This window comes from Streptococcus sp. FSL W8-0197 (assembly GCF_037963785.1).
In the GTDB taxonomy this organism is placed as follows: domain Bacteria; phylum Bacillota; class Bacilli; order Lactobacillales; family Streptococcaceae; genus Streptococcus; species Streptococcus oralis_CQ.
Genome location: NZ_CP150168.1, coordinates 1,766,566 through 1,790,533, shown reverse-complemented (window position 1 = coordinate 1,790,533; position 23,968 = coordinate 1,766,566). Strand labels below are relative to the sequence as shown.

At 42.3% G+C, this 23,968-nt stretch carries 18 protein-coding genes; 16 read left to right on the top strand and 2 right to left on the bottom strand.

The window, feature by feature from the left end; translation table 11 throughout:
• Positions 1 to 66 precede the first annotated feature (66 nt).
• The 16 genes from NYE79_RS08740 (at position 67) to NYE79_RS08665 (ending at position 21,539) form a co-directional block, all read left to right on the top strand.
• A complete protein-coding gene (locus NYE79_RS08740) occupies positions 67 to 7,911 on the top strand; it encodes a YSIRK-type signal peptide-containing protein (protein WP_339293691.1) in 7,845 nt (2,614 codons plus the stop codon).
• A 111-nt stretch (positions 7,912 to 8,022) separates the two neighbouring features.
• Complete coding sequence (locus NYE79_RS08735; protein ID WP_339293690.1) at positions 8,023 to 8,229, top strand: hypothetical protein; 207 nt, start codon at positions 8,023 to 8,025, stop codon at positions 8,227 to 8,229.
• The gene (locus NYE79_RS08730) at positions 8,226 to 8,420 is read left to right on the top strand and encodes a hypothetical protein (protein ID WP_000709167.1); all 195 of its coding nucleotides are present in this window, start codon (positions 8,226 to 8,228) and stop codon (positions 8,418 to 8,420) included. The genes NYE79_RS08735 and NYE79_RS08730 overlap by 4 nt, the downstream gene beginning before the upstream one ends.
• Entirely contained in the window at positions 8,407 to 9,282 is an 876-nt protein-coding gene (locus NYE79_RS08725; protein ID WP_339293689.1) for an ABC transporter ATP-binding protein, read from the top strand. Before NYE79_RS08730 ends, NYE79_RS08725 begins: the two co-directional genes overlap by 14 nt.
• A 12-nt stretch (positions 9,283 to 9,294) precedes the next feature.
• Positions 9,295 to 10,029 carry an ABC transporter permease gene (locus NYE79_RS08720; RefSeq protein ID WP_049484382.1) on the top strand — a complete coding sequence of 245 codons (735 nt, stop codon included), beginning with the start codon at positions 9,295 to 9,297 and terminating at the stop codon, positions 10,027 to 10,029.
• A gap of 4 nt (positions 10,030 to 10,033) precedes the next feature.
• Positions 10,034 to 11,131: a sensor histidine kinase gene (locus NYE79_RS08715; RefSeq protein WP_339293688.1), complete on the top strand. Its 1,098-nt coding sequence runs from the start codon at positions 10,034 to 10,036 to the stop codon at positions 11,129 to 11,131.
• Position 11,132: 1 nt separating this feature from the next.
• A complete protein-coding gene (locus NYE79_RS08710) occupies positions 11,133 to 11,732 on the top strand; it encodes a response regulator transcription factor (protein WP_303408101.1) in 600 nt (199 codons plus the stop codon).
• 318 nt (positions 11,733 to 12,050) lie between these two features.
• The gene (gene rpsL / locus NYE79_RS08705; protein WP_001142332.1) at positions 12,051 to 12,464 is read left to right on the top strand and encodes a 30S ribosomal protein S12; all 414 of its coding nucleotides are present in this window, start codon (positions 12,051 to 12,053) and stop codon (positions 12,462 to 12,464) included.
• A 19-nt stretch (positions 12,465 to 12,483) separates the two neighbouring features.
• Positions 12,484 to 12,954, top strand: coding sequence for a 30S ribosomal protein S7 (rpsG, locus tag NYE79_RS08700; RefSeq protein WP_000087873.1), 471 nt, complete (start codon positions 12,484 to 12,486; stop codon positions 12,952 to 12,954).
• A 279-nt stretch (positions 12,955 to 13,233) separates the two neighbouring features.
• Positions 13,234 to 15,315 (top strand): elongation factor G, encoded by a 2,082-nt coding sequence (fusA, locus tag NYE79_RS08695; RefSeq protein ID WP_000090339.1) that lies wholly within the window; start codon positions 13,234 to 13,236, stop codon positions 15,313 to 15,315.
• Positions 15,316 to 15,638: 323 nt separating this feature from the next.
• On the top strand, positions 15,639 to 17,339 hold the full coding sequence (locus NYE79_RS08690; protein ID WP_000411746.1) for an acetolactate synthase large subunit: 1,701 nt from the start codon (positions 15,639 to 15,641) through the stop codon (positions 17,337 to 17,339).
• Entirely contained in the window at positions 17,332 to 17,808 is a 477-nt protein-coding gene (gene ilvN, locus NYE79_RS08685; RefSeq protein WP_001253813.1) for an acetolactate synthase small subunit, read from the top strand. Before NYE79_RS08690 ends, ilvN begins: the two co-directional genes overlap by 8 nt.
• 77 nt (positions 17,809 to 17,885) lie before the next feature.
• On the top strand, positions 17,886 to 18,908 hold the full coding sequence (gene ilvC / locus NYE79_RS08680; protein WP_000290683.1) for a ketol-acid reductoisomerase: 1,023 nt from the start codon (positions 17,886 to 17,888) through the stop codon (positions 18,906 to 18,908).
• Positions 18,909 to 18,987: 79 nt separating this feature from the next.
• Entirely contained in the window at positions 18,988 to 20,238 is a 1,251-nt protein-coding gene (ilvA, locus tag NYE79_RS08675) for a threonine ammonia-lyase IlvA (protein ID WP_000947300.1), read from the top strand.
• 82 nt (positions 20,239 to 20,320) lie between these two features.
• Complete coding sequence (locus tag NYE79_RS08670) at positions 20,321 to 21,217, top strand: SPFH domain-containing protein (protein WP_000244062.1); 897 nt, start codon at positions 20,321 to 20,323, stop codon at positions 21,215 to 21,217.
• Positions 21,218 to 21,323: 106 nt separating this feature from the next.
• Positions 21,324 to 21,539: a hypothetical protein gene (locus tag NYE79_RS08665; RefSeq protein ID WP_001130031.1), complete on the top strand. Its 216-nt coding sequence runs from the start codon at positions 21,324 to 21,326 to the stop codon at positions 21,537 to 21,539.
• A gap of 92 nt (positions 21,540 to 21,631) precedes the next feature.
• Here the strand turns inward: NYE79_RS08665 and NYE79_RS08660 are convergent, their stop codons facing one another.
• Positions 21,632 to 22,372, bottom strand: coding sequence for an amino acid ABC transporter ATP-binding protein (locus NYE79_RS08660; RefSeq protein WP_000193351.1), 741 nt, complete (start codon positions 22,370 to 22,372; stop codon positions 21,632 to 21,634).
• Positions 22,369 to 23,934 carry an ABC transporter substrate-binding protein/permease gene (locus tag NYE79_RS08655; protein WP_000732044.1) on the bottom strand — a complete coding sequence of 522 codons (1,566 nt, stop codon included), beginning with the start codon at positions 23,932 to 23,934 and terminating at the stop codon, positions 22,369 to 22,371. Before NYE79_RS08655 ends, NYE79_RS08660 begins: the two co-directional genes overlap by 4 nt.
• Between the last annotated feature and the right edge of the window lie 34 nt (positions 23,935 to 23,968).

Genomic DNA, 23,968 nt, shown 5'->3' with positions numbered 1-23,968 from the left:
TTCTAATTACGATAGGTTATAATGATAAAGCTGTTATATTGAGTTAAGTATGAATATAAAGGAGAAATGATGAAGAAAAAATTTTTTAATCAATCTTTTTCCCGCTTTTCGATTAGAAAGTTAAGTGTTGGGACCTGTTCGGTATTGCTAGGAACCTTTATGGTGATGGCTACTTCTCCAGTGCAAGCGGATGAAGCTCAAGTCAACAATAAGGAACAACAAACGCAGGCGGAAATTCAACAGAAGGAAAAAAGTGCTGAGAATGGACAGGAAGTCCTTTCTGAACCTCAAAAAGAGGTAACACAGAACGAAGCGATTAAGGACCGGAAGGATAAAACTGAACCGTCCAAAACAGAAGTATCTGAACCAGTCGCTCAGAGCCAACCAGTTTCACAAGTTGATAATACGAAGGAAACGAGTCGACCTTCTTTAGATGAGGGGAAAAAGCAATCTCTAGAATCAACTCAAACTGAGCAGAAAAGCAAGGAAGAAAGCGGATCTAGCGGAAAAACTTCTTCTAGACGCAAGAGATCGCTAGATGAAGTCAATGCTGCATTTCAAGCTCATTCGCCAATCAAAGATATCCATGCGGTAGATAGTGTCCGTGAATCCTTGACCTTTAGTATTACTGGACACGAAGCAGACTATTCTGGTGGGTATATCAAAATTCATTTCCAAAATGGGAAAGCTATTAAATTGACCCCTTCTCCAGTTGGTGGTGTAAAGTTCAGCCAAGAAAAAACGAATGGAGACCTTGATTTAAAGATAGAACCCGTTAATCTGAGAGGTGGAGCAAACTATAACTTCGTCTATACTTTTCAGATAGATCCTTTGACTCAGAACTGGGGAGGTGCTGTCCAAGCCATTGGACCAGACCACAAGGTGACCGCAACTGCTAAGCTCTATGATAAAACTGGCAATGTCCTCAAAGAACTTGGAAGTATTGAACACACATGGAAAGTCTTAGAAAACGGGGTAGGTGGTCTGACACCAATGTCTAACCATCAGGTCATTGGATACGATCGAAATAATGATGGTATCGTTGACGATGATTCGTCGGTTGTATCCTACTATCTATTTAACGGTGCGAAAGATCCTAAGAATAATACGGCAAGAAATGATTATTTCAACTATGGAAATGGTGTCTTTGATGGTCGTATGATCAATGGTATGGGGATTAGTGATGTCGGAGGGCATATCATTGATCCTGTCACATCTTATACCTATAATATAGATCTAAAAGAAGGTTATGAGTTGACAGATGAAGCCAAAGCTTTGGGATGGACTGCCGATGCGACGGGTTACCATCTGACGATTAACAGAGCTAACAATCCGCTTCAAGATATCAATAACAATAAAAATAAGCTCATTCCAATTTCTTTCAAGTTAAAGAATGCCAAAGTAGCAGATATCAATAGAAAAGCGCAAAAGCTAACTGTGACGGGTATCTATACAAAAGCAGATGGGACTAGTTATCAAAATACGGCTGTTCTCCCCTATACTCTCTTTGTTCAAAAAACAGACCAACCAGAGTCTTCTCTCTTTGAATTTAGACACTATAATCAGTCTGACTCGGAGATGATTCGTTCTTATGGTGAAACAGAATACCGTTCTAATGTTCGACTTTCATCAGTTGCTGAGGTTGAAAAAGATTATCCTATCAATGACTATACGGTCACCCATAAAATACAGGATTCACGAGAGTCTTATCGAGAAGTAAACGTGATTGAGGAGCGTCAATGGAATGAATTTTTCTCTTCACCGGACGCATCCGTAGAAGTATACAATAAAGCTACAGGTGAGTTATTAGGTACTTTTAATAGTAACACCCGTAGTCTACGTTTGACGGAAGAGCAAGATGTGAAGGAACTGGAGTACAAGTTTAAAAATATCAAGATGAGGAAGTCCTCAACAAATGATACTTCGGCATTTTTTTTCCAGACAAAAACACGTTTTAATAATTGGGAAAGTCTCTATAAAGACTCGACGATTAGTAAGTTGGATTCTAGAACGGATTTCACTTTTAACAATACTCGTAACACTGTTTCTTTCTCTCAAACGGCTTCAGCCGAATTGACGCGTGTTATCCAGCAAATTTCAATGGTTGGACGCCGTCGGACAGATGTCTTCAATCGACACACAGATGCTTCTGGTTTTAAAGAAGATTTTATCACAAGGACTGCAGGTAAAGACACACCTACCCAGAACTTCGCAAACTTAACGGGAGTTTACCATCTGGCTTATTTGGCTGATCCACAATTAAACTTTAGTGGAAACCTTAATTTTAAGGTCTATTATAATTACAAAGATACTGGGAAAACTCTCTACTATGCCCAAGTGAAGGGAACCCCAGATTCCTCTATGCCCCCAACGCTTTTGAAGTTGGAAAACAAGACAATTCCAAATGGGACCTATACCTATAAAGCAATTGCTTTCTGGGATGAAGAACTTCCAGATGTTCAAGCTCAAAATGGTTATGATCTAGGTGAATTGGATGGTATTACCGTTACTTCGAAAAATTCGACATCTCATGACTTCAATGTGGTCGTACAGGCGTCTGAAGCGAGTGGTGTCTACTCTGAAGTGAAAAGGGCGACAGATCAACACTTTGCCTATAATACTCAAGAACATTATCCAGGTGATGAGATTGATTTCGGAGTGACCTATAGAAACGCAGCGAAACAGCCTGTTTCAGACGTTTATGTTTTATCATCCTTGCCGATGAAAGGTGATAAACAGCTAGAATCCAGAAATCGTGGCTCTGAATTTACAGTGAGTTTGACAAAAGCTCTAACACCACCTTCAGGCTGGGAAGTTCAATATAGTCGTACTGCGGGCACTGCTGCGGAAATTAATGCTTCACAATGGCTCACAGCGGAACAGGTATCGGATTGGTCAGAGATTCGTGCAGTTCGTTGGCATTCGACTGCTCCGGTTGCTGCTGGAAGTAGGGTTCAGTTTCCTATCGATGGAGCACTTATCGGGCAAGATACTGCCCCAGGTGCTACGGCTTATCTTTCTTCGGCCATGGCAAATGGCAGTTCCAAGTATACAGAGTCCAATAATGTTGCTATCCAAATGACCACCAAACTGTCAACCGCAAGCTTTACCTTTGTGGATATAAACAATCCGTCTAAGGAAGTGCAACTAGGACAGGTAGACACAGTTGTAGGCAAACCAAACGGATCAATTTCTTATGACCCTGCTCGTCGAATTAAGGAATTAGAAGATGCGGGCTATGAACTGATCGGTAATGATTTTACAGATCATGTGTTTGGTGATTCGACTAGTCCAAAACAATTCAAGTTTCAGTTTAGACATAAGGTTATAGAAACAATTGAAACTGTCCGTGGAACTCGCGTAATTAATTATAAGTATTACAGAAAAGCAAAAAATCCTGATTTAGCACTCCTGCCTCCCAGACATGTAGAATCCCATTCGTTTACCCGAACGAAGAGAATCGATCAGGTTTTGGCAAAAATGAAACCAAATGATACGACAGCAGGTGTGACTTACTCAGCCTGGTCTGCAGACCAAACTTGGTCTCAGGTGGTTTCGCCTGAAATTCCTGGCTATTATGCAGGGGAAGATATTGACGCAAATACAATGTCGGGAGATAGGGCTCTTGACCAATATTGGCTTAGTGCGATAAATCAGAGCGATGAATATTTGGTAAGAGAATTCTCTTGGGATAGGTTGGTGTATTATGTTCCACTTCCAGTTGTCCCTTCAGCAAGCGCAGCGAAATCCAAGGGAATTCAAGGGCAGAAGCAGCTAGCAACGATTCGGTTTGATGAGGATAGAGCAAGCGAGAGCGAGGTTCACTTTACAAAAGGGACAACAACCATTAATGGAGCAAAGAAATCCGTTGAACTAGTCCAAAGTAGTGTCCTTCTTTATGATGAGAATGGGCAGAAGGTAACTTCGCTAACCATTGCTAATCAGGGAACTTACGAATTAGATCTTGTAAATAAGACAATCGTCTTTACTCCATTAAAAACATTCTATGGTCCAGCAACTCCAGTTCAAGTTGGAGTGGTGGATAAAAATGGAGAGTCGGCTGTAACAACTTATGCTCCAGTTGTTGAGAAAGTCACTCCAACCAGCACTAACGCAACCAGCACAGGTCCTCAAGGCCTTCCTCAAACCGGCACTCCAACGTTTGCAGGTGGTGATCCACTGGTTCCAATCGATGAAACAGTTGAGCCAACCTTCGCAGATGGAAGCAAAGAGAAGTCTATTCCAGGTCAAGGAACCTACACCATTGCGTCAGACGGAACTGTAACCTTCACTCCAGACAAGCAGTATGTCGGTAAACCAGATCCAGTCACAGTGAAACGTGTGGATAAGAACGGAACTCCAGTTACTGCGACTTATAGTCCAGAATTTACTAAGGTGACTCCTACAGGAACCGGTGCAACCAGCACAGGTCCTCAAGGTGTTCCACAAATGGGCACTCCAAGCTTCCAAGGTGGCGATCCACTGGTTCCAATTGATGAAACAGTAGAGCCAACTTTTGAAGATGGCGGCAAAGAGAAGACTATTCCAGGTCAAGGAACTTACACGATTGCACCAGATGGAACTGTAACCTTCACTCCAGACAAGCAGTTTGTAGGTAGTCCAGATCCAATCACAGTGAAACGTGTGGATAAGAATGGCACTCCGGTTACTGCGACTTACAGTCCAGAGTTTACTAAGGTGACTCCAACTGGTACGGGAGATAAGACAGAGGGGCTTCAAGGTCAGGTTCAAGAAGGTAAAGTGACCTTCACCCCAGGTCATGACTCGGTTCCATTCCCAGCAGATTCGACTCCACTATTTGACAATGGTACAACTGTGAAAGAAGTGCCAAATGTTGGTAAGTTCGAAGTGGACGCAGACGGCAAAGTGACCTTCACCCCAGATAAGCAGTTCAAGGGTGAAACACCAGAGCTTGAATTGACTCGTGTGGATGCCAACGGAACTCCTGTTACCGTTAAGTACCAAGCGGTGGTGAAAGAAGTAGTTCCAACCAGCACTAACGCAACAAGCACAGGCCCTCAAGGTGTTCCACAAACAGGTACCCCAACCTTCACAGAAGGTAATCCATTGGTTCCAATCGATGAAACAGTAGAGCCAACCTTCGCAGATGGAAGCAAAGAAAAATCCATTCCAGGTCAAGGAACCTACACGATTGCCCCAGATGGCACAGTGACCTTCACTCCGGACAAACAGTTTGTCGGAAACCCAGATCCAGTCACAGTCAAACGTGTGGATAAGAACGGCACTCCAGTTACTGCGACTTACAGTCCAGAGTTTACTAAGGTGACTCCAACTGGTACGGGAGATAAGACGAAGGGTCTGCAAGGTCAGGTCCAAGAAGGTAAAGTGACCTTCACTCCAGGCCATGACTCAGTTCCATTCCCAGCTGATTCGACTCCACTATTTGACAATGGAACAGCTGTGAAAGAATTGCCAAATGTTGGTAAGTTCGAAGTGGACGCAGACGGCAAAGTGACCTTCACCCCAGATAAGCAGTTCAAGGGTGAAACACCAGAGCTTGAATTGACTCGTGTGGATGCCAATGGAACTCCTGTTACTGTTAAGTACCAAGCAGTAGTGAAAGAAGTCACTCCTACAGGAACTAACGCAACCAGCACAGGCCCTCAGGGTGTTCCACAAACAGGAACTCCAACCTTCCAAGGTGGTGATCCACTGGTTCCAATTGATGAAACAGTCGAGCCAACCTTCGCAGATGGCAGCAAAGAGAAATCTATTCCAGGTCAAGGAACTTACACGATTGCACCAGACGGAACTGTAACTTTCACTCCAGATAAACAGTTTGTCGGCAAACCAGATCCAGTTACAGTGAAGCGTGTGGATAAGAATGGCACTCCAGTTACTGCGACTTACAGTCCAGAGTTTACTAAGGTGACTCCAACTGGAACTGGTGCAACCAGCTCAGGTCCTCAAGGTCTTCCACAAACCGGGACTCCAACGTTTGCTGGTGGTGATCCACTGGTTCCAATTGATGAAACAGTAGAGCCAACCTTCGAAGATGGAAGCAAGGAAAAAGTGATTCCAGGACAAGGAACCTACACGATTGCACCAGATGGAACTGTAACCTTCACTCCAGACAAGCAGTTTGTCGGCAAACCAGATCCAGTTACAGTGAAGCGTGTGGATAAGAATGGCACTCCGGTTACTGCGACTTACAGCCCAGAGTTTACGAAAGTAACACCGACTGGTACAGGTGATAAGACAGAAGGCCTTCAAGGTCAGGTCCAAGAAGGTAAAGTCAGCTTCACCCCAGGTCATGATTCTGTTCCATTCCCAGCTGATTCAACTCCACTATTTGACAATGGTACAACTGTGAAAGAAGTGCCAAATGTTGGTAAGTTCGAAGTGGACGCAGACGGTAAGGTAACCTTCACTCCAGACAAACAGTTCAAGGGTGAAACACCAGAACTTGAATTGACTCGTGTGGATGCCAACGGCACTCCTGTTACAGTCAAGTACCAAGCAGTAGTGAAAGAAGTAACCCCTACAGGAACGAACGCAACCAGCACAGGCCCTCAGGGTGTTCCACAAACAGGAACTCCAAGCTTCCAAGGTGGTGATCCACTGGTTCCAATCGATGAAACAGTCGAGCCAACCTTCGCAGATGGCAGCAAAGAGAAATCTATTCAAGGTCAAGGAACTTACACGATTGCACCAGACGGAACTGTAACTTTCACTCCAGATAAACAGTTTGTTGGAAACCCAGATCCAGTCACAGTCAAACGCGTAGATAAGAATGGCACCCCAGTTACTGCGACTTACAGCCCAGAGTTTACGAAAGTAACACCAACTGGTAAAGATACTTCTTCAGTTAACATTAAGGGTGTTCCACAAACAGGCACCCCAATCTTCCAAGGTGGTGATCCACTGGTTCCAATCGATGAAACAGTGGCAGCAACCTTTGAAGATGGATCAACTGAAAAAGTGATTCCAGGTGAAGGAACTTATGTAATCTCACCAGACGGAACTGTCACCTTCACTCCAGAAGCTAATTTTGTAGGAAAAGGAACAGGCGTAACGATTGTCCGCAAGGATAAGAACGGTACTCCAGTTACAGCAAGCTATCGCCCAACAGTTGTAGATCCATCTACTGGTCATGACACAGCTTCTACAGGAGCAAAAGGTCGACCACAAGTCGCAACACCAACGTTTGAAGGACATATCAATCCGACTGTACCACCAACCTTTGAGGATGGTAGCGCGACTATGGTTGTTCCGGGTGAAGGAAGCTATACAATTGATAAAGATGGTAAGATTACCTTTACTCCAGAACCAGACTTTGTTGGTAGAGCCAAAGGATTGGTTGTGAAACGTTTGGATATGTATGGAAATGTAGTTACTGCTCGCTACACACCAACTGTCCTTGGACAAACACAAGTGAGTGATGCGACATCAGAAGGTCTTAAAGGTCAAACTCAGACTGGTAAACCAAACTTTACAGGTGATGTCGATCTGACAGTTCCGCCAACCTTTGAAGATGGAACAACTGAAAAAGTCGTTCCAGGTGAAGGAACTTATGTAATCTCACCAGATGGCACCGTCACCTTTACCCCTGAGGCAGACTTTGTAGGACAAGCAAAAGGTGTGAAAGTGATCCGTAAAGATCGCAATGGAAATAACCTTTCAGGATTCTATACTCCAACAGTAGTAGAACTTCCAGAGCAAGTGAAGCCGTCTGATAAAAAAGAACTTTCAGTAGCTGATTCAAAACCAGATCAATTGACTCAAAACATCTCTGTAGAAAAAAATCAACTTCCAAATACAGGAAGTCAAGAAGATGGTTTGAAAAATCTAGGAATTCTAACCGCCCTAGCAGGTGTCATGACACTTGGATTGCTAGGTAAAAAGAAACGAAACGATGAATCAGACTAATCATTTTTAAGAACCGAGAAATCGGTTCTTTTTTTATGACATTTGTCATATTTCCTAGTGACAGAAGCATCTAGCTCCGTCAACTTCAAAAGACTATAATTGAAGTAGGAAATGGAGGAAGAAGAAATGAAAAATAAAATGATTGTCGCAGTGGGTTTAGTAGCAGCAGGAGTTATGACCTATCTCATGTTTTCAGGATTGGACGAGGGTTTCTACCATTTTCCTTGGGAGCTCTTTGCTGGCTTTGGAATGATGTCTTGGCTCGTCAGAGAAAGTTTGAAATTGGTCAGAGATGTGAAAAAGGAGTTTGAGGAATGAAAAAAGCAATCATCTATTTCTTTATCGGCCTGTCACTCTTGGTATGGTTAGTGGAAATGTTTACTGGTTGGTTTGACCAAACCGTGCTTCGCCAATTTATTCGTGGTGCTTGGGGTTTTGGATTTATGATTTTCGTCGTTTTCCCTATGGGAATGAAGTGGTTGAAAGGAGAATCTCATGACTGTGATTAAAGTTGAGAAATTGAGTAAGAAAATAAAAGATAAGGAGATCTTGCGGAACATCTCTTTTGAAATCAACGATGGTGAATGTGTCGCCTTGATCGGGCCTAACGGAGCAGGGAAGACAACCTTGATTGATTGCCTCTTGGGGGACAAGTTCATGAGCTCAGGTCAGGTCGCCATTCAAGGCTTTGCTCCAACAGATCCTCGATTAAAGCAGCTTATTTCTGTCTTGCCTCAAGAAAATGCAGTTGTTCAAAGCTTGAAAGTGAAAGAACTTCTATCATTTTTCAAGTCACTTTATCCCGACAGTCTTGCAGATAAAGAAATTGATGACTTGCTGAGATTCTCAGACAAGCAGAAAAATCAGCTAGCGGGCAAGTTGTCTGGTGGGCAAAAACGTTTGTTCTCTTTCGTGTTGACTTTAATAGGTCGTCCGAAAATTCTATTTTTAGACGAGCCAACTGCTGCCATGGATACCTCGACACGTCAGCATTTTTGGGAAATTGTTAATCAATTAAAGAAAAATGGTGTCACCATTGTCTACTCTTCTCACTATATCGAAGAGGTAGAACATACGGCTGACCGCATTTTGGTCCTCCACAAGGGTGAATTGATCCGGGATACGACACCTTATGCCATGCGTGGTGAAGAACAAGAAAAACATTTTACGGTACCACTAACTTATCAGGAAGTTATCAGCACTTTGGACCAGATTCAAGGGCTTGAAATCAAGCAAAATGCTCTTTCCTTCACAACCAAAGAAGCCAGCCAGGTATGGAAAGTCTTGCAAGAACAGGGCTGCATGATCGAAGAAATTGAAGTTCGCAATCGAACTCTCTTAGACAGTATCTTCGAAACGACTCAAGACTAAAGGAGATTGACGATGAAAAATATGACAAGTCTCATGAAAGTGGAAATCATTCTGATGAAACGGCAAGCAGTCTACTACTTGCTATCCATCGGACTTCCAAGTGTGTTTTACCTTATCTTTTCTGGTATGATGTCAGGGTCAGATATTCCAGAAATTGCTCTTCAAGCCTATCTTTTTGCCATGACGCTCTTTAGTATCATGTCAAGTGCTTTTTTCAGTATCCCAAGCACACTCGAGTCTGATAAGACAAACAACTGGCAAAAATTGATTCAACATTCTCCCGTATCTATGGTAGAATATTATGTATCAAAACTGTTCAGTACCCTACTGACTTTCTTGTTATCAATTACAGTTGTCTTTTCAGTTGGTCATTTTGTCCGTGGAGTGACTCTGCCTTGGCTTGACTGGTTGGTAATTGGTGCTATTTTGCTGGTCGGAAGTGTGGTCTTTATCAGTATGGGTGTCTTGGTGAGCTTGCTTCCCAGTGCTCAACTGATGACGGTTGTTGGAAATATTGCCTATATTGCTTTGGCTGTCCTAGGTGGACTCTGGTTCCCCTTGGATTCCTTCCCAGAATGGCTCCAATCTATTGGAAAGCTGACTCCAACCTATCAACTGATGCAGGTTGTCTCGACTTATTTGGAGCATCACGAGTTTAACATTCTTGCTGCCTTGGTTGTACTAGGTTATACAGTTTTCTTTGGTGTATTGGTCATTCAACTGAAAAAACGGATCGAGGTAAAATAAATCTATGTTGGAAAAATTTAAAAACATTCATTATATGTTTCATATTTCAATAGTGTTTATCATCTTTCCTATAGCGGGTGTCATCGTTGGAGATTACCCGCTTTTAACCTTGTTCTGGACTCTACTATTTGTACTTGCCTTCTATTCGGTTTTAATCAGTCAGAATCGCACCGTGCAGTGGCTGGCTTGGTGGGTCATGCTTGCCTACATTTTTTATACATCTGTTTGGCTAAGTTCGGGTTTCACATGGTTTATCTTCTATTTATCCAACCTCCTTATTTATGAGCTGGATGAGATTTCTTTTCACTCTTGGCGTTTTGTCAGTTTTGTTGTCTTGCAACCGTTCATTCTGACCGGAATCTATATGGTCAATCATGTTAGTCCCTGGCAGCTACTCTTTTTCTTGGTGACCTTTATCTTTTCCGATGCAATGACCTTTGGTCTTTATCGAATTCGGATAGCAGAAGAGCTAAAAGAAGAAAAGATGAAACAAAATGCCAAGCTCAATCTTTTCTTGGCTGAAAACGAACGCAGTCGTATCGGTCAGGATCTTCATGACAGTCTAGGCCATACCTTTGCCATGTTGAGTGTGAAGACAGATCTTGCCCTCCAGCTTCTTCAAATGCAGGCCTATCCTCAAGTGGAAAAAGAATTAAAAGAAATTCATCAGATCAGTAAAGAATCCATGAATGAAGTTCGTACAATTATCGAAAATCTTAAAACAAGAACCCTTGCTTCCGAATTTGCGACTGTTAAAAAAATGCTGGAAATTGCAGGAATTGAAACGGAAATCAATCACCAACTAGATACAGCTAGCCTAACTCAGGAATTAGAATCAACGGCCTCCATGATTTTACTTGAGTTAGTGACCAACATCATCAAACATGCCAAAGCATCGAAAGCTTACTTGAAATTAGAACGAACTGAGAAAGAACTCATTCTAACAGTGAGAGATGATGGCTGTGGCTTTGCTTCTCTAAAAGGAGATGAACTCCATACTGTTCGAGACCGTGTCTTTCCATTTTCAGGAGAAGTAAAAGTGATCAGTCAGAAACATCCGACTGAAGTGCAGGTTCGACTACCTTACAAGGAGAGAAACTAAGATGAAACTACTTGTTGCAGAAGATCAAAGTATGTTGCGAGATGCCATGTGCCAGTTGCTTACCTTTCAACCAGATGTAGAGTCTGTCCTACAAGCCAAGGATGGCCAAGAAGCAATCCAGCTCCTAGACAAGGAGTATGTAGATATCGCCATCCTTGACGTAGAAATGCCTGTTAAGACAGGCCTCGAAGTCTTGGAGTGGATACGAGCAGAAAAGCTAGAAACAAAGGTAGTTGTGGTGACGACCTTCAAGCGTCCCGGTTATTTTGAACGTGCGGTCAAGGCTGGAGTGGATGCTTATGTCTTAAAAGAAAGAAGCATTGCAGACCTCATGCAAACCTTGCACACTGTTCTTGAAGGACGTAAGGAATATTCGCCTGAATTGATGGAAGTGGTGATGACGCACCCCAATCCGTTAACAGAGCAAGAAATCGCTGTTTTAAAGGGAATCGCTCAGGGCTTGTCTAACCAAGAAATCGCAGACCAACTCTATCTATCAAATGGAACCGTCCGAAACTATGTCACCAATATTCTTTCGAAACTAGATGCTGGTAATCGAACAGAGGCAGCCAACATTGCAAAAGAATCTGGTTGGCTTTGATAAGAAGGGGTAAAAAATTCCGAAATGACAACTTGAATCAAAGGAAAACCATACTAGAAAGGAGGAGGCAAATTGCCTCCTTTTCTGGTTTAGAAAAGCGGTGAAAACTAGTGTCAAAGAGTTAAAAGATCGGAATAAAAACGAAAAAAATATTGACAAGGAAAGAAAAAATGTGTTACAATAATAGACGGTACTTTTTACTTTTGGTCTCTCAAAAGTGTACAGGGACGTGCTGACAAATGTTGCAAAAGTACACACAGATGGTAGCTGTCACCAAGTGTATCATCACCAAAAATAAAAAAACACAGGAGAATGTAGATGCCTACAATTAACCAATTGGTTCGCAAACCGCGTAAATCAAAAGTAGAAAAATCTAAATCACCAGCTTTGAACGTTGGTTACAACAGTCATAAAAAAGTTCAAACAAACGTTTCTTCACCACAAAAACGTGGTGTTGCAACTCGTGTGGGAACAATGACACCTAAAAAACCTAACTCTGCCCTTCGTAAATTCGCTCGTGTACGTTTGAGCAACCTTATCGAAGTTACTGCCTACATCCCAGGTATCGGACACAACTTGCAAGAGCACAGCGTGGTGCTTCTTCGTGGTGGACGTGTAAAAGACCTTCCAGGGGTACGTTACCATATCGTCCGTGGTGCACTTGATACTGCAGGTGTTAACGATCGTAAACAAGGCCGTTCTAAATACGGTACTAAACGTCCAAAAGCATAAGGAAAGGGGATAAAGAGAAATGAGTCGTAAAAATAGAGCTCCAAAACGTGACGTATTGCCAGATCCGCTTTACAATTCACAACTAGTTACTCGTCTTATCAACCGCGTTATGCTTGATGGTAAACGAGGTACAGCTGCTTCAATCGTTTACGGTGCTTTTGAGCAAATCAAAGAAGCTACTGGAAACGATGCACTTGAAGTATTTGAAACAGCTATGGAAAACATCATGCCTGTACTTGAAGTACGTGCACGTCGTGTTGGTGGATCTAACTACCAAGTCCCAGTTGAAGTTCGTCCAGAACGCCGTACAACACTTGGACTTCGTTGGTTGGTAACAATCGCTCGCCTTCGTGGTGAACACACAATGCAAGACCGTCTTGCAAAAGAGATCTTGGATGCTGCGAACAACACTGGTGCAGCAGTTAAGAAACGTGAAGACACTCACCGTATGGCTGAAGCTAACCGTGCCTTCGCACACTTCCGTTGGTAATAAAATGATACTAAGAGCGGCAAAGGCCCAAGGCAAAAATAGGAAACTGGTGCAGTGTTCCGTGAACACAAAGCAGTTTATCTTTTTTGCACCGGGCCTCGCTCGGGTTCAAATCAGTTAACTTGAGCTTTTAGCCTGAGTTCAATTCAACTTGTATACAAGTTGAAACCAACAAAAACAAGATAAACATTGAGAACGGGTAGGTCCTGCCTATCCGTTTTTATTAAAATCGTGTTATAATAGAATAGAAATTAAAAATAAATAGGAGAAACAAACCTCATGGCACGCGAATTTTCACTTGAAAAAACTCGTAATATCGGTATCATGGCTCACGTCGATGCCGGTAAAACAACAACTACTGAGCGTATTCTTTACTACACTGGTAAAATCCACAAAATCGGTGAAACTCACGAAGGTGCGTCACAAATGGACTGGATGGAGCAAGAGCAAGAACGTGGTATCACTATCACATCTGCTGCGACAACAGCTCAATGGAATAACCACCGCGTAAACATCATCGACACACCAGGACACGTGGACTTCACAATCGAAGTACAACGTTCTCTTCGTGTATTGGACGGTGCGGTTACTGTTCTTGACTCACAATCAGGTGTTGAGCCTCAAACTGAAACAGTTTGGCGTCAAGCAACTGAGTACGGAGTTCCACGTATCGTATTTGCCAACAAAATGGACAAAATCGGTGCTGACTTCCTTTACTCAGTAAGCACACTTCACGACCGTCTTCAAGCAAACGCACACCCAATCCAATTGCCAATCGGTGCTGAAGATGACTTCCGCGGTATCATCGACTTGATCAAGATGAAAGCTGAAATCTATACTAACGACCTTGGTACAGATATCCTTGAAGAAGATATTCCAGCTGAATACCTTGACCAAGCTCAAGAATACCGTGAAAAATTGGTGGAAGCAGTTGCTGAAACTGATGAAGACTTGATGATGAAATACCTTGAAGGTGAAGAAATCACTAACGAAGAATTGAAAGCTGCTATCCGTAAAGCAACTATCAACGTTGAATTCTTCCCAGTATTGTGTGGTTCTGCCTTCAAGAACAAGGGTGTTCAATTGATGCTTGATGCGGTTATCGACTACCTTCCAAGCCCACTTGACATCCCAGCGATCAAAGGTATCAACCCAGATACAGACGAAGAAGAAACTCGTCCAGCATCTGACGAAGAGCCATTCGCAGCTCTTGCCTTCAAGATCATGACTGACCCATTCGTAGGTCGTTTGACATTCTTCCGTGTATACTCAGGTGTTCTTCAATCAGGTTCTTACGTATTGAACACTTCTAAAGGTAAACGTGAACGTATCGGACGTATCCTTCAAATGCACGCTAACAGCCGTCAAGAAATTGACACTGTTTACTCAGGTGATATCGCTGCTGCCGTTGGTTTGAAAGATACTACAACTGGTGACTCATTGACAGATGAAAAAGCTAAAATCATCCTTGAATCAATCAACGTTCCAGAACCAGTTATCCAATTGATGGTTGAGCCAAAATCTAAAGCTGACCAAGATAAGATGGGTATCGCCCTTCAAAAATTGGCTGAAGAAGATCCAACATTCCGCGTTGAAACAAACGTTGAAACTGGTGAAACAGTTATCTCAGGTATGGGTGAGCTTCACTTGGACGTCCTTGTTGACCGTATGCGTCGTGAGTTCAAAGTGGAAGCGAACGTAGGTGCTCCTCAAGTATCTTACCGTGAAACATTCCGCGCTTCTACTCAAGCACGTGGATTCTTCAAACGTCAGTCTGGTGGTAAAGGTCAATTCGGTGATGTATGGATTGAATTTACTCCAAACGAAGAAGGTAAAGGATTCGAATTCGAAAACGCAATCGTCGGTGGTGTGGTTCCTCGTGAATTTATCCCAGCGGTTGAAAAAGGTTTGGTAGAATCTATGGCTAACGGTGTTCTTGCAGGTTACCCAATGGTTGACGTTAAAGCTAAGCTTTACGATGGTTCATACCACGATGTCGACTCATCTGAAACTGCCTTCAAGATCGCGGCTTCACTTGCCCTTAAAGAAGCTGCTAAATCAGCACAACCAGCTATCCTTGAACCAATGATGCTTGTAACCATCACTGTTCCTGAAGAAAACCTTGGTGATGTTATGGGTCACGTAACTGCTCGTCGTGGACGTGTAGATGGTATGGAAGCTCACGGTAACAGCCAAATCGTTCGTGCTTACGTTCCACTTGCTGAAATGTTCGGTTACGCAACAGTTCTTCGTTCTGCATCTCAAGGACGTGGTACCTTCATGATGGTATTTGACCACTACGAAGATGTACCTAAGTCAGTACAAGAAGAAATCATTAAGAAAAACAAAGGTGAAGACTAATCAGTCCTCACTCTAGAAGGAAGTCACTTAGTGGCTTCCTTTTTTTGTCTTTAACTATTCATTTTTGCTGAATATAGTATACGAATTTGATCGCTAAGTGAGAAAAATACTAATTCTATCCAGAAAGAAAATATTCTAATTTGATAAATTAAAGTAAATACAGGTTCCTAATTCCGTAGAAAAGTTAATAAAAATGAGGAAAAGATTCATAAAAACACTTTTAGATAGAAAATTCAGAAAATTGACTCTTTTACCTTGAAAATTTTTGAAAAAATGGTATGATAGTAACAAGCTATTTTTTTAAGAGAAGAGAAAGGGGAACAATGGAGAAAATCAGTTTAGAATCTCCTAAGACGGGGTCGGACCTAGTTTTGGAAACACTTCGGGACTTAGGGATTGATACTATTTTTGGTTATCCTGGTGGTGCAGTCTTACCTTTGTATGATGCGATATACAATTTTAAAGGTATTCGCCACATCTTAGGACGCCATGAGCAAGGTTGTTTGCACGAAGCTGAAGGATATGCCAAATCAACTGGAAAGTTGGGCGTTGCCGTCGTCACGAGTGGACCGGGAGCAACAAATGCCATTACAGGGATTGCAGATGCCATGAGCGATAGCGTTCCCCTTTTGGTCTTTACAGGTCAGGTTGCGCGAGCTGGGATTGGGAAAGATGCCTTTCAGGAAGCAGACATCGTGGGGATTACCATGCCCATTACCAAATACAATTACCAAGTTCGTGAGACAGCAGATATTCCTCGTATCATTACGGAAGCTGTCCATATCGCAACGACTGGTCGTCCAGGTCCTGTTGTGATTGACTTGCCCAAGGATGTATCAGCTCTAGAGACAGATTTCATCTATTCGCCAGAAGTTAATTTACCAAGTTACCAACCGACGCTTGATCCAAATGACATGCAAATCAAGAAAATCTTGAAGCAATTGTCAAAAGCCAAGAAACCTGTTTTGTTAGCAGGCGGTGGTATCAGCTATGCGGAAGCTTCTAAGGAGCTCAATGAATTTGCTGAACGTTACCAAATTCCAGTAGTCACTAGTCTTTTAGGGCAAGGTACCATTGCAACGAGTCATCCGCTCTTCCTAGGGATGGGAGGCATGCACGGTTCTTTCGCAGCCAACATTGCAATGACGGAAGCGGACTTTATGATTAGTATTGGTTGCCGTTTCGATGACCGCTTGACTGGGAACCCTAAGACCTTCGCGAAGAATGCTAAGGTTGCCCATATCGATGTTGACCCAGCTGAGATTGGTAAGATTATCAGTGCAGATATTCCTGTAGTTGGGGATGCTAAGAAAGCCTTGCAGATGCTACTGGCAGAACCAACTGTTCATAACAATACTGAAAAGTGGATTGAAAAAGTCACCAAGGACAAGAATCGAGTTCGTTCTTATGATAAGAAAGAACGTGTGGTTCAACCTCAGGCCGTTATTGAACGCATCGGTAAGTTGACAAATGGGGATGCCATTGTTGTCACAGACGTAGGGCAACACCAAATGTGGACAGCTCAGTATTATCCTTACCAAAATGAGCGTCAGTTAGTCACTTCAGGTGGCTTGGGTACCATGGGGTTCGGAGTTCCTGCAGCTATTGGAGCCAAGATTGCCAATCCAGAAAAAGAAGTTATCCTTTTTGTCGGTGATGGTGGCTTCCAAATGACTAACCAGGAACTAGCTATCCTAAACATCTACAAGGTGCCGATTAAGGTTGTCATGTTGAATAACCACTCACTAGGAATGGTTCGTCAGTGGCAGGAATCCTTCTATGAGGGTAGAACTTCCGAGTCAGTCTTTGATACACTTCCTGACTTCCAGCTGATGGCACAGGCCTACGGCATCAAAAACTATAAATTTGATAATCCAGAGACGATAGAGAAGGATCTAGAAGTCATTCTGGAGGATGTGCCCATGTTTATCGAGGTGGATATTTCTCGTAAGGAACAGGTATTACCGATGGTACCAGCTGGTAAGAGCAATCATGAGATGTTGGGGGTGCAGTTCCATGCGTAGAATGTTAACAGCTAGATTACAAAACCGTTCAGGAGTTTTGAATCGTTTTACAGGTGTCCTTTCTCGTCGTCAAGTCAATATTGAGAGTATCTCAGTTGGTGCGACAGAGAACCCCAATGTATCTCGCATCACCATCATTATTGATGTAGCTTCTCATGATGAAGTAGAGCAAATCATTAAACAGCTCAATCGTCAGATTGATGTGATTCGCATTCGAGATATCACAGATAAACCACACTTGGAAAGAGAAGTTATCTTGGTAAAAGTATCTGCTCCTGCTGAGAAGCGTGCAGAAATCTTGGCCATTATCCAACCTTTCCGTGCAACGGTAGTAGATGTGGCTCCAAGCTCAATCACCATCCAGATGACGGGAAATGCTGAAAAGAGTGAAGCTTTATTGCGAGTGATTCGACCATACGGCATTAAAAATATCGCTCGTACGGGTGCAACTGGATTTACCCGCGACTAATACTCTTAGTATAAAATCCAGCATAAATTTGTTAAACCAGCCTATAAGGCAATAAAAATAGAAAAGAGAGAAAAACTATGGCAGTTCAAATGGAATACGAAAAAGATGTTAAAGTAGCAGCGCTTGACGGTAAAAAAATTGCCGTAATCGGTTATGGTTCACAAGGACATGCGCATGCGCAAAACTTGCGTGATTCAGGTCGTGATGTCATCATCGGTGTGCGTCCAGGTAAATCTTTTGACAAAGCAAAAGAAGATGGTTTTGACACTTACACAGTAGCAGAAGCAACTAAATTGGCTGACGTTATCATGATCTTGGCACCAGACGAAATCCAACAAGAATTGTACGAAGCAGAAATCGCTCCAAACTTGGAAGCTGGAAATGCAGTTGGATTTGCTCATGGTTTCAATATCCACTTTGAATTTATCAAAGTTCCTGCAGATGTAGATGTCTTCATGTGTGCTCCTAAAGGACCAGGACACTTGGTACGTCGTACTTACGAAGAAGGATTTGGTGTTCCAGCTCTTTACGCAGTTTACCAAGATGCAACAGGAAATGCTAAAAACATTGCTATGGACTGGTGTAAAGGTGTTGGGGCAGCTCGTGTTGGTTTGCTTGAAACAACTTACAAAGAAGAAACTGAAGAAGATCTCTTTGGTGAACAAGCTGTACTTTGTGGTGGTTTGACCGCCCTTATCGAAGCAGGTTTTGAAGTCTTGACAGAAGCAGGCTATGCCCCAGAATTGGCTTACTTTGAAGTTCTTCATGAAATGAAATTGATCGTTGACTTGATCTATGAAGGTGGATTCAAGAAAATGCGTCAATCTATTTCAAACACTGCTGAATACGGTGACTATGTATCAGGTCCACGTGTGATTACTGAGCAAGTTAAAGAAAACATGAAAGCTGTTTTGGCAGATATCCAAAATGGTAAATTTGCAAATGACTTTGTGAATGACTACAAGGCTGGTCGTCCAAAATTAACTGCTTACCGTGAACAAGCAGCTAACCTTGAAATTGAAAAAGTTGGTGCAGAATTGCGTAAAGCAATGCCTTTCGTTGGTAAAAACGACGACGACGCATTCAAAATCTACAATTAATTCTTGTAAAGAGAGACAGAAGGCGAGTTGGGGGTACCTAACTCGTTTTTTATCTTGAAAAGTACTTGAGGAGGAGACAATGCTAAGTGCAAAAGATGTGGTGAAAGCCCACAAAGTTTTGAGTGGTGTAGTAGTTGATACACCACTAGAATATGATCATTATTTATCAGAAAAATACCAAGCAAAGATTTATCTCAAAAAGGAGAATGCGCAACGAGTTCGCTCTTTTAAAATTCGTGGAGCCTATTATGCCATTTCTCAACTGTCAAAAGAAGAACGCGAGCGTGGTGTAGTCTGTGCCTCTGCGGGAAATCATGCCCAAGGTGTCGCCTATACTTGTAATGAGATGAAGATTCCTGCAACGATCTTTATGCCCATCACAACACCGCAACAAAAGATTGGGCAGGTTCGCTTTTTCGGTGGAGAGTTTGTGACAATCAAGTTGGTTGGGGATACCTTTGATGCTTCTGCTAAGGCAGCACAAGAATTTACATTGACAGAAAACCGCACCTTCATCGATCCTTTTGATGATGCGCATGTTCAGGCTGGTCAAGGGACTGTAGCCTATGAAATTCTTGAAGAAGCCCGTAAAGAGTCTATTGATTTTGATACAGTACTTGTACCAGTAGGTGGTGGCGGATTGATTGCCGGTGTTTCTACTTATATTAAGGAAACCAACCCGACTATTGAAGTGATCGGGGTAGAAGCTAATGGTGCTCGCTCTATGAAAGCTGCCTTTGAAGCTGGGGGACCAGTTAAACTCAAAGAAATTGATAAGTTCGCTGATGGGATAGCCGTACAGAAGGTTGGACAATTAACCTATGAAGCGACTCGTAAGAATGTTGAAACGCTGATTGGGGTGGACGAGGGATTGATTTCCGAAACCTTGATTGATCTTTATTCCAAACAAGGTATTGTAGCAGAACCAGCCGGAGCTGCCAGTGTTGCAGCCTTGGAAGTTTTATCAGACTATATCAAAGGCAAGACGATTTGTTGTATCATTTCTGGAGGAAATAACGATATCAACCGTATGCCGGAGATGGAAGAACGTGCCTTGATTTACGATGGAATCAAGCATTACTTTGTAGTGAATTTTCCACAACGTCCTGGAGCTCTCCGAGAGTTTGTAAATGATATTTTAGGGCCAAATGATGACATCACTCGTTTTGAATATATCAAACGAGCAAGCAAGGGGACAGGTCCTGTATTGATTGGGGTAGCTCTTGCCAATAAGCATGATTATGCTGGCTTGATTCATCGAATGGAAAAGTTTGACCCATCTTATATTAATTTGAATGGGAACGAAACGTTGTATAATATGCTAGTTTAAGCTAAAATAAAATTATTATCATATTATTTGCGTAATGGTAATGATGGTGCTATAATGAGGGTGACGAAAGGGGGAGATTCCCATGGTTTTACAAATTTTACTTGTTTTATTGTTTTTAGTGGTGATTGCATCAGTGATTATGGTTAGTTCTGTGTATGTGGTTCGACAACAATCTGTCGCTATCATAGAACGCTTTGGTAAATACCAAAAGTTGAGCAATAGTGGTATTCATTTACGAGCTCCTTTTGGGATTGATAGGATTGCAGCAAGAGTTCAACTACGCTTGTTGCAAAGTGAGATTGTTGTAGAGACAAAGACGCAAGATAATGTATTTGTAACGATGAATGTGGCAACTCAGTATCGAGTGAATGAAAATAATGTCACAGATGCTTATTATAAATTGATGCGTCCAGAAGCCCAGATTAAATCCTATATAGAAGATGCTTTGCGTTCATCTGTACCAAAGCTAACCCTAGATGAGTTGTTTGAGAAGAAGGATGAAATCGCCTTAGAAGTTCAAAAACAAGTGGCTGAAGAAATGTCTACATATGGGTATATCATTGTCAAAACGCTGATTACTAAGGTTGAACCTGATGCTGAAGTAAAACAATCAATGAATGAAATTAACGCGGCTCAACGTAAGAGAGTTGCGGCGCAAGAGCTTGCTGAAGCAGATAAGATTAAAATCGTGACCGCAGCAGAAGCTGAAGCAGAAAAAGATCGCCTACATGGTGTAGGGATTGCAGAGCAGCGTAAAGCAATTGTTGACGGACTAGCTGATTCTATCCAAGAGTTAAAGGGAGCCAATGTTGAGCTAACTGAAGAACAAATCATGTCTATCCTATTAACGAACCAGTATTTAGATACGTTGAATAATTTTGCAGATAAAGAGGGTAATAATACAATCTTCCTACCAGCAAATCCTAATGGAGTCGAGGACATAAGAACTCATATATTATCGGCTTTAAAAGCCAAATAAAAATATGCAGAATAATATAGTTGCAACGAATATATGTTTTTTTATTGACAAACGAAATAAAAACGTATACAATTAAGTATTGTAAAGAATAATTTAGGAGAAGAACATGGCTAAGTCGAACTTTGAAAAAGTAGAAGCAGTTGTTGGCTGGGTTCGTGATAAGAAAATCACAGGCTACCGTATCTCTAAAGAAACGAATGCGCGTGAAATGTCTATCATTGCTCTAGCACAAGGACGCGCAAAAGTTAAAAATATTTCATTTGAAACAGCTCTTGGTTTAATCGATTTCTATGAAAAAAATCATGAAAAATTTGAAGATTAAACTGTGGTCACAGGCAGATTCCTGAATCGAGTCTGCCTTTTCTTTACAATTACAAACTAAAAAGACTGCATTCTTTATGCAGTCTTTGTTTATTAGCTGAGATAACGTTGAAGAAATTCTTTTGTTCGTTCTTCTTTAGGATTTGTAAAGAGGTCTTCTGGTTTGCCTTCTTCAGCAATGACACCCTTATCCATAAAGATGACACGGTGAGAGACATCGCGAGCGAACTCCATTTCGTGGGTTACGACGATCATGGTCAAGCCTTCTTGAGCCAAATCCTGCATAATTTTGAGGACTTCTCCGACCATTTCAGGGTCAAGGGCAGATGTTGGTTCGTCGAAGAGAATGGCATCAGGATTCATGGAGAGTGCGCGGGCGATAGCCACGCGTTGTTTTTGACCTCCTGAGAGTTGCTTCGGTTTGGCTTGCCAGTATCGTTCTCCCATGCCAACTTTTTCGAGATTCTCTTTGGCAATTTTTTCAGCTTCAGAGTGATCACGTTTAAGGACAGTCGTCTGAGCGACGATTGTATTTTCAAGGACATTCAGATTTTCAAAGAGATTGAAAGATTGGAAAACCATACCGAGTTTTTCACGATAATGGGTGAGGTTATAGCCTTTTTCTAAGACATTTTCTCCTCGATAGAGAATCTCTCCCTCTGTAGGTGTTTCGAGTAAATTAATTGAACGAAGGAAGGTTGATTTTCCACTTCCAGAGCTTCCGATGATGGAAATAACCTCTCCTTTATGGACGGTGAGAGAAATGTCTTTTAGCACTTCGTTTTGCCCATAGGATTTTTTGAGGTGTTTGATTTCAAGGATTGGTTGTGTCATTTTTTCAAATCCTCCGTTTGCATTTGGTTAGCACCTGTAGTGTAAGTATCCATGTCCATACGACGTTCGATGAAGCGTAGGATACGGGTCACAGTAAAGGTGAGGACAAAGTAAATCACGGCGATGATGGTAAAGGTCTGGAAGTATTGATAGGTTTGTGTTGCTACAGTATTTCCTGAGAAATAAAGCTCAACAACTGAAATAACGTTCAATACAGAGGTATCTTTGATATTGATGACAAACTCATTACCAGTAGCAGGTAGAATATTGCGGACAACCTGAGGCAGGACAATCTTACGCATGGTTTGATTGTGGGTCATACCAAGAGCAGTTGCAGCTTCAAACTGTCCTTTGTCAACTGCTAGAATACCACCACGAACGATCTCTGTCATGTAGGCTCCCGTATTGATTGAGACGATGAAAATAGCAGCTAGTGTGCGGTCAAGGTTGATACCGAAAGCTTGGGCAGTTCCATAGTAGATAACCATAGATTGAACAATCATCGGTGTACCACGGAAGATCTCGATATAGACATTGAGAATCCAACCGACTAGTTTCTGTAGGGCGTACATTGCCTTGTTCTCAGATAGTGGAGCGGTACGGAAGACCCCAATCGCAAGTCCGATAAGGAGACCTGTGATGGTTCCGATAATGGAGATTAAGAGTGTGATACCAGCACCACGCAAGAGTTGTTGCCAGTTTTCAGAAAGTATCTTAGCGACTTGGCTAAAGAAACTACTTTCTTCCTCTGTTGTTGTAGACTCCACAGGTTGCTCTTTGATCATACGATCCATGAGGGCTACTTGTTCATCCTTAGAGATGGTTTCGATGCTAGCATTGATTTGGCTGATGCGGCTGTCATCTTTACGAAGTCCAATGGCAATAGCTGTATCTTCCTCGCCAGTTTTGAAACCTGGTTGAGGTTGGATCATTTTGAACTTAGCGTTAGCAGACTCAGCGGTCATTGCTTCAGGTCGTTCAGAAACATAGGCATCAATAACACCAGCCTCCAGAGCTTGACGCATTTGGGCGAAGTCACCCATAGCTGTTTCTTTTTTGGCACCTGGAATTTGGGAAATCAGGTCATAAAGATAAACACCTTGTTGAGACGTGATTTTTGCTCCACTAAAGTCTTCCAAAGATTTGGCATTCGCATAGGCAGAGTCCTTTTTGACCAATAGAACCGGTTCGCTAGTATAGTAACTGCTTGAAAAAGCAATTTCTTGTTTGCGTTCAGCGGTTGGGCTCATACCGGCAATGATCATATCGATTTTGCCAGAAGTAAGGGCTGGAACAAGTCCTTCCCATTTGGTTTTCACGACCAAGGGTTCCTTGCCAAGGTCTTTGGCAATCTTTTTAGCGATTTGAACATCGTAGCCGTTGGCATATTGGTTGGTACCGTCGATTTTGACGGCGCCGTTACTATCGTCGTCTTGAGTCCAGTTGAAGGGAGCGTAAGCTGCCTCCATCCCGATGCGTAAATATTCGTCGGCTTGGACTTGGCTAACTAGTCCTAAGGTAAGGGCTAAGCTAGCAAGGATAGATAAGCATAATTTTTTCATGTTTTCTCCTATTTCTAGTCTAAAAATGACTCCC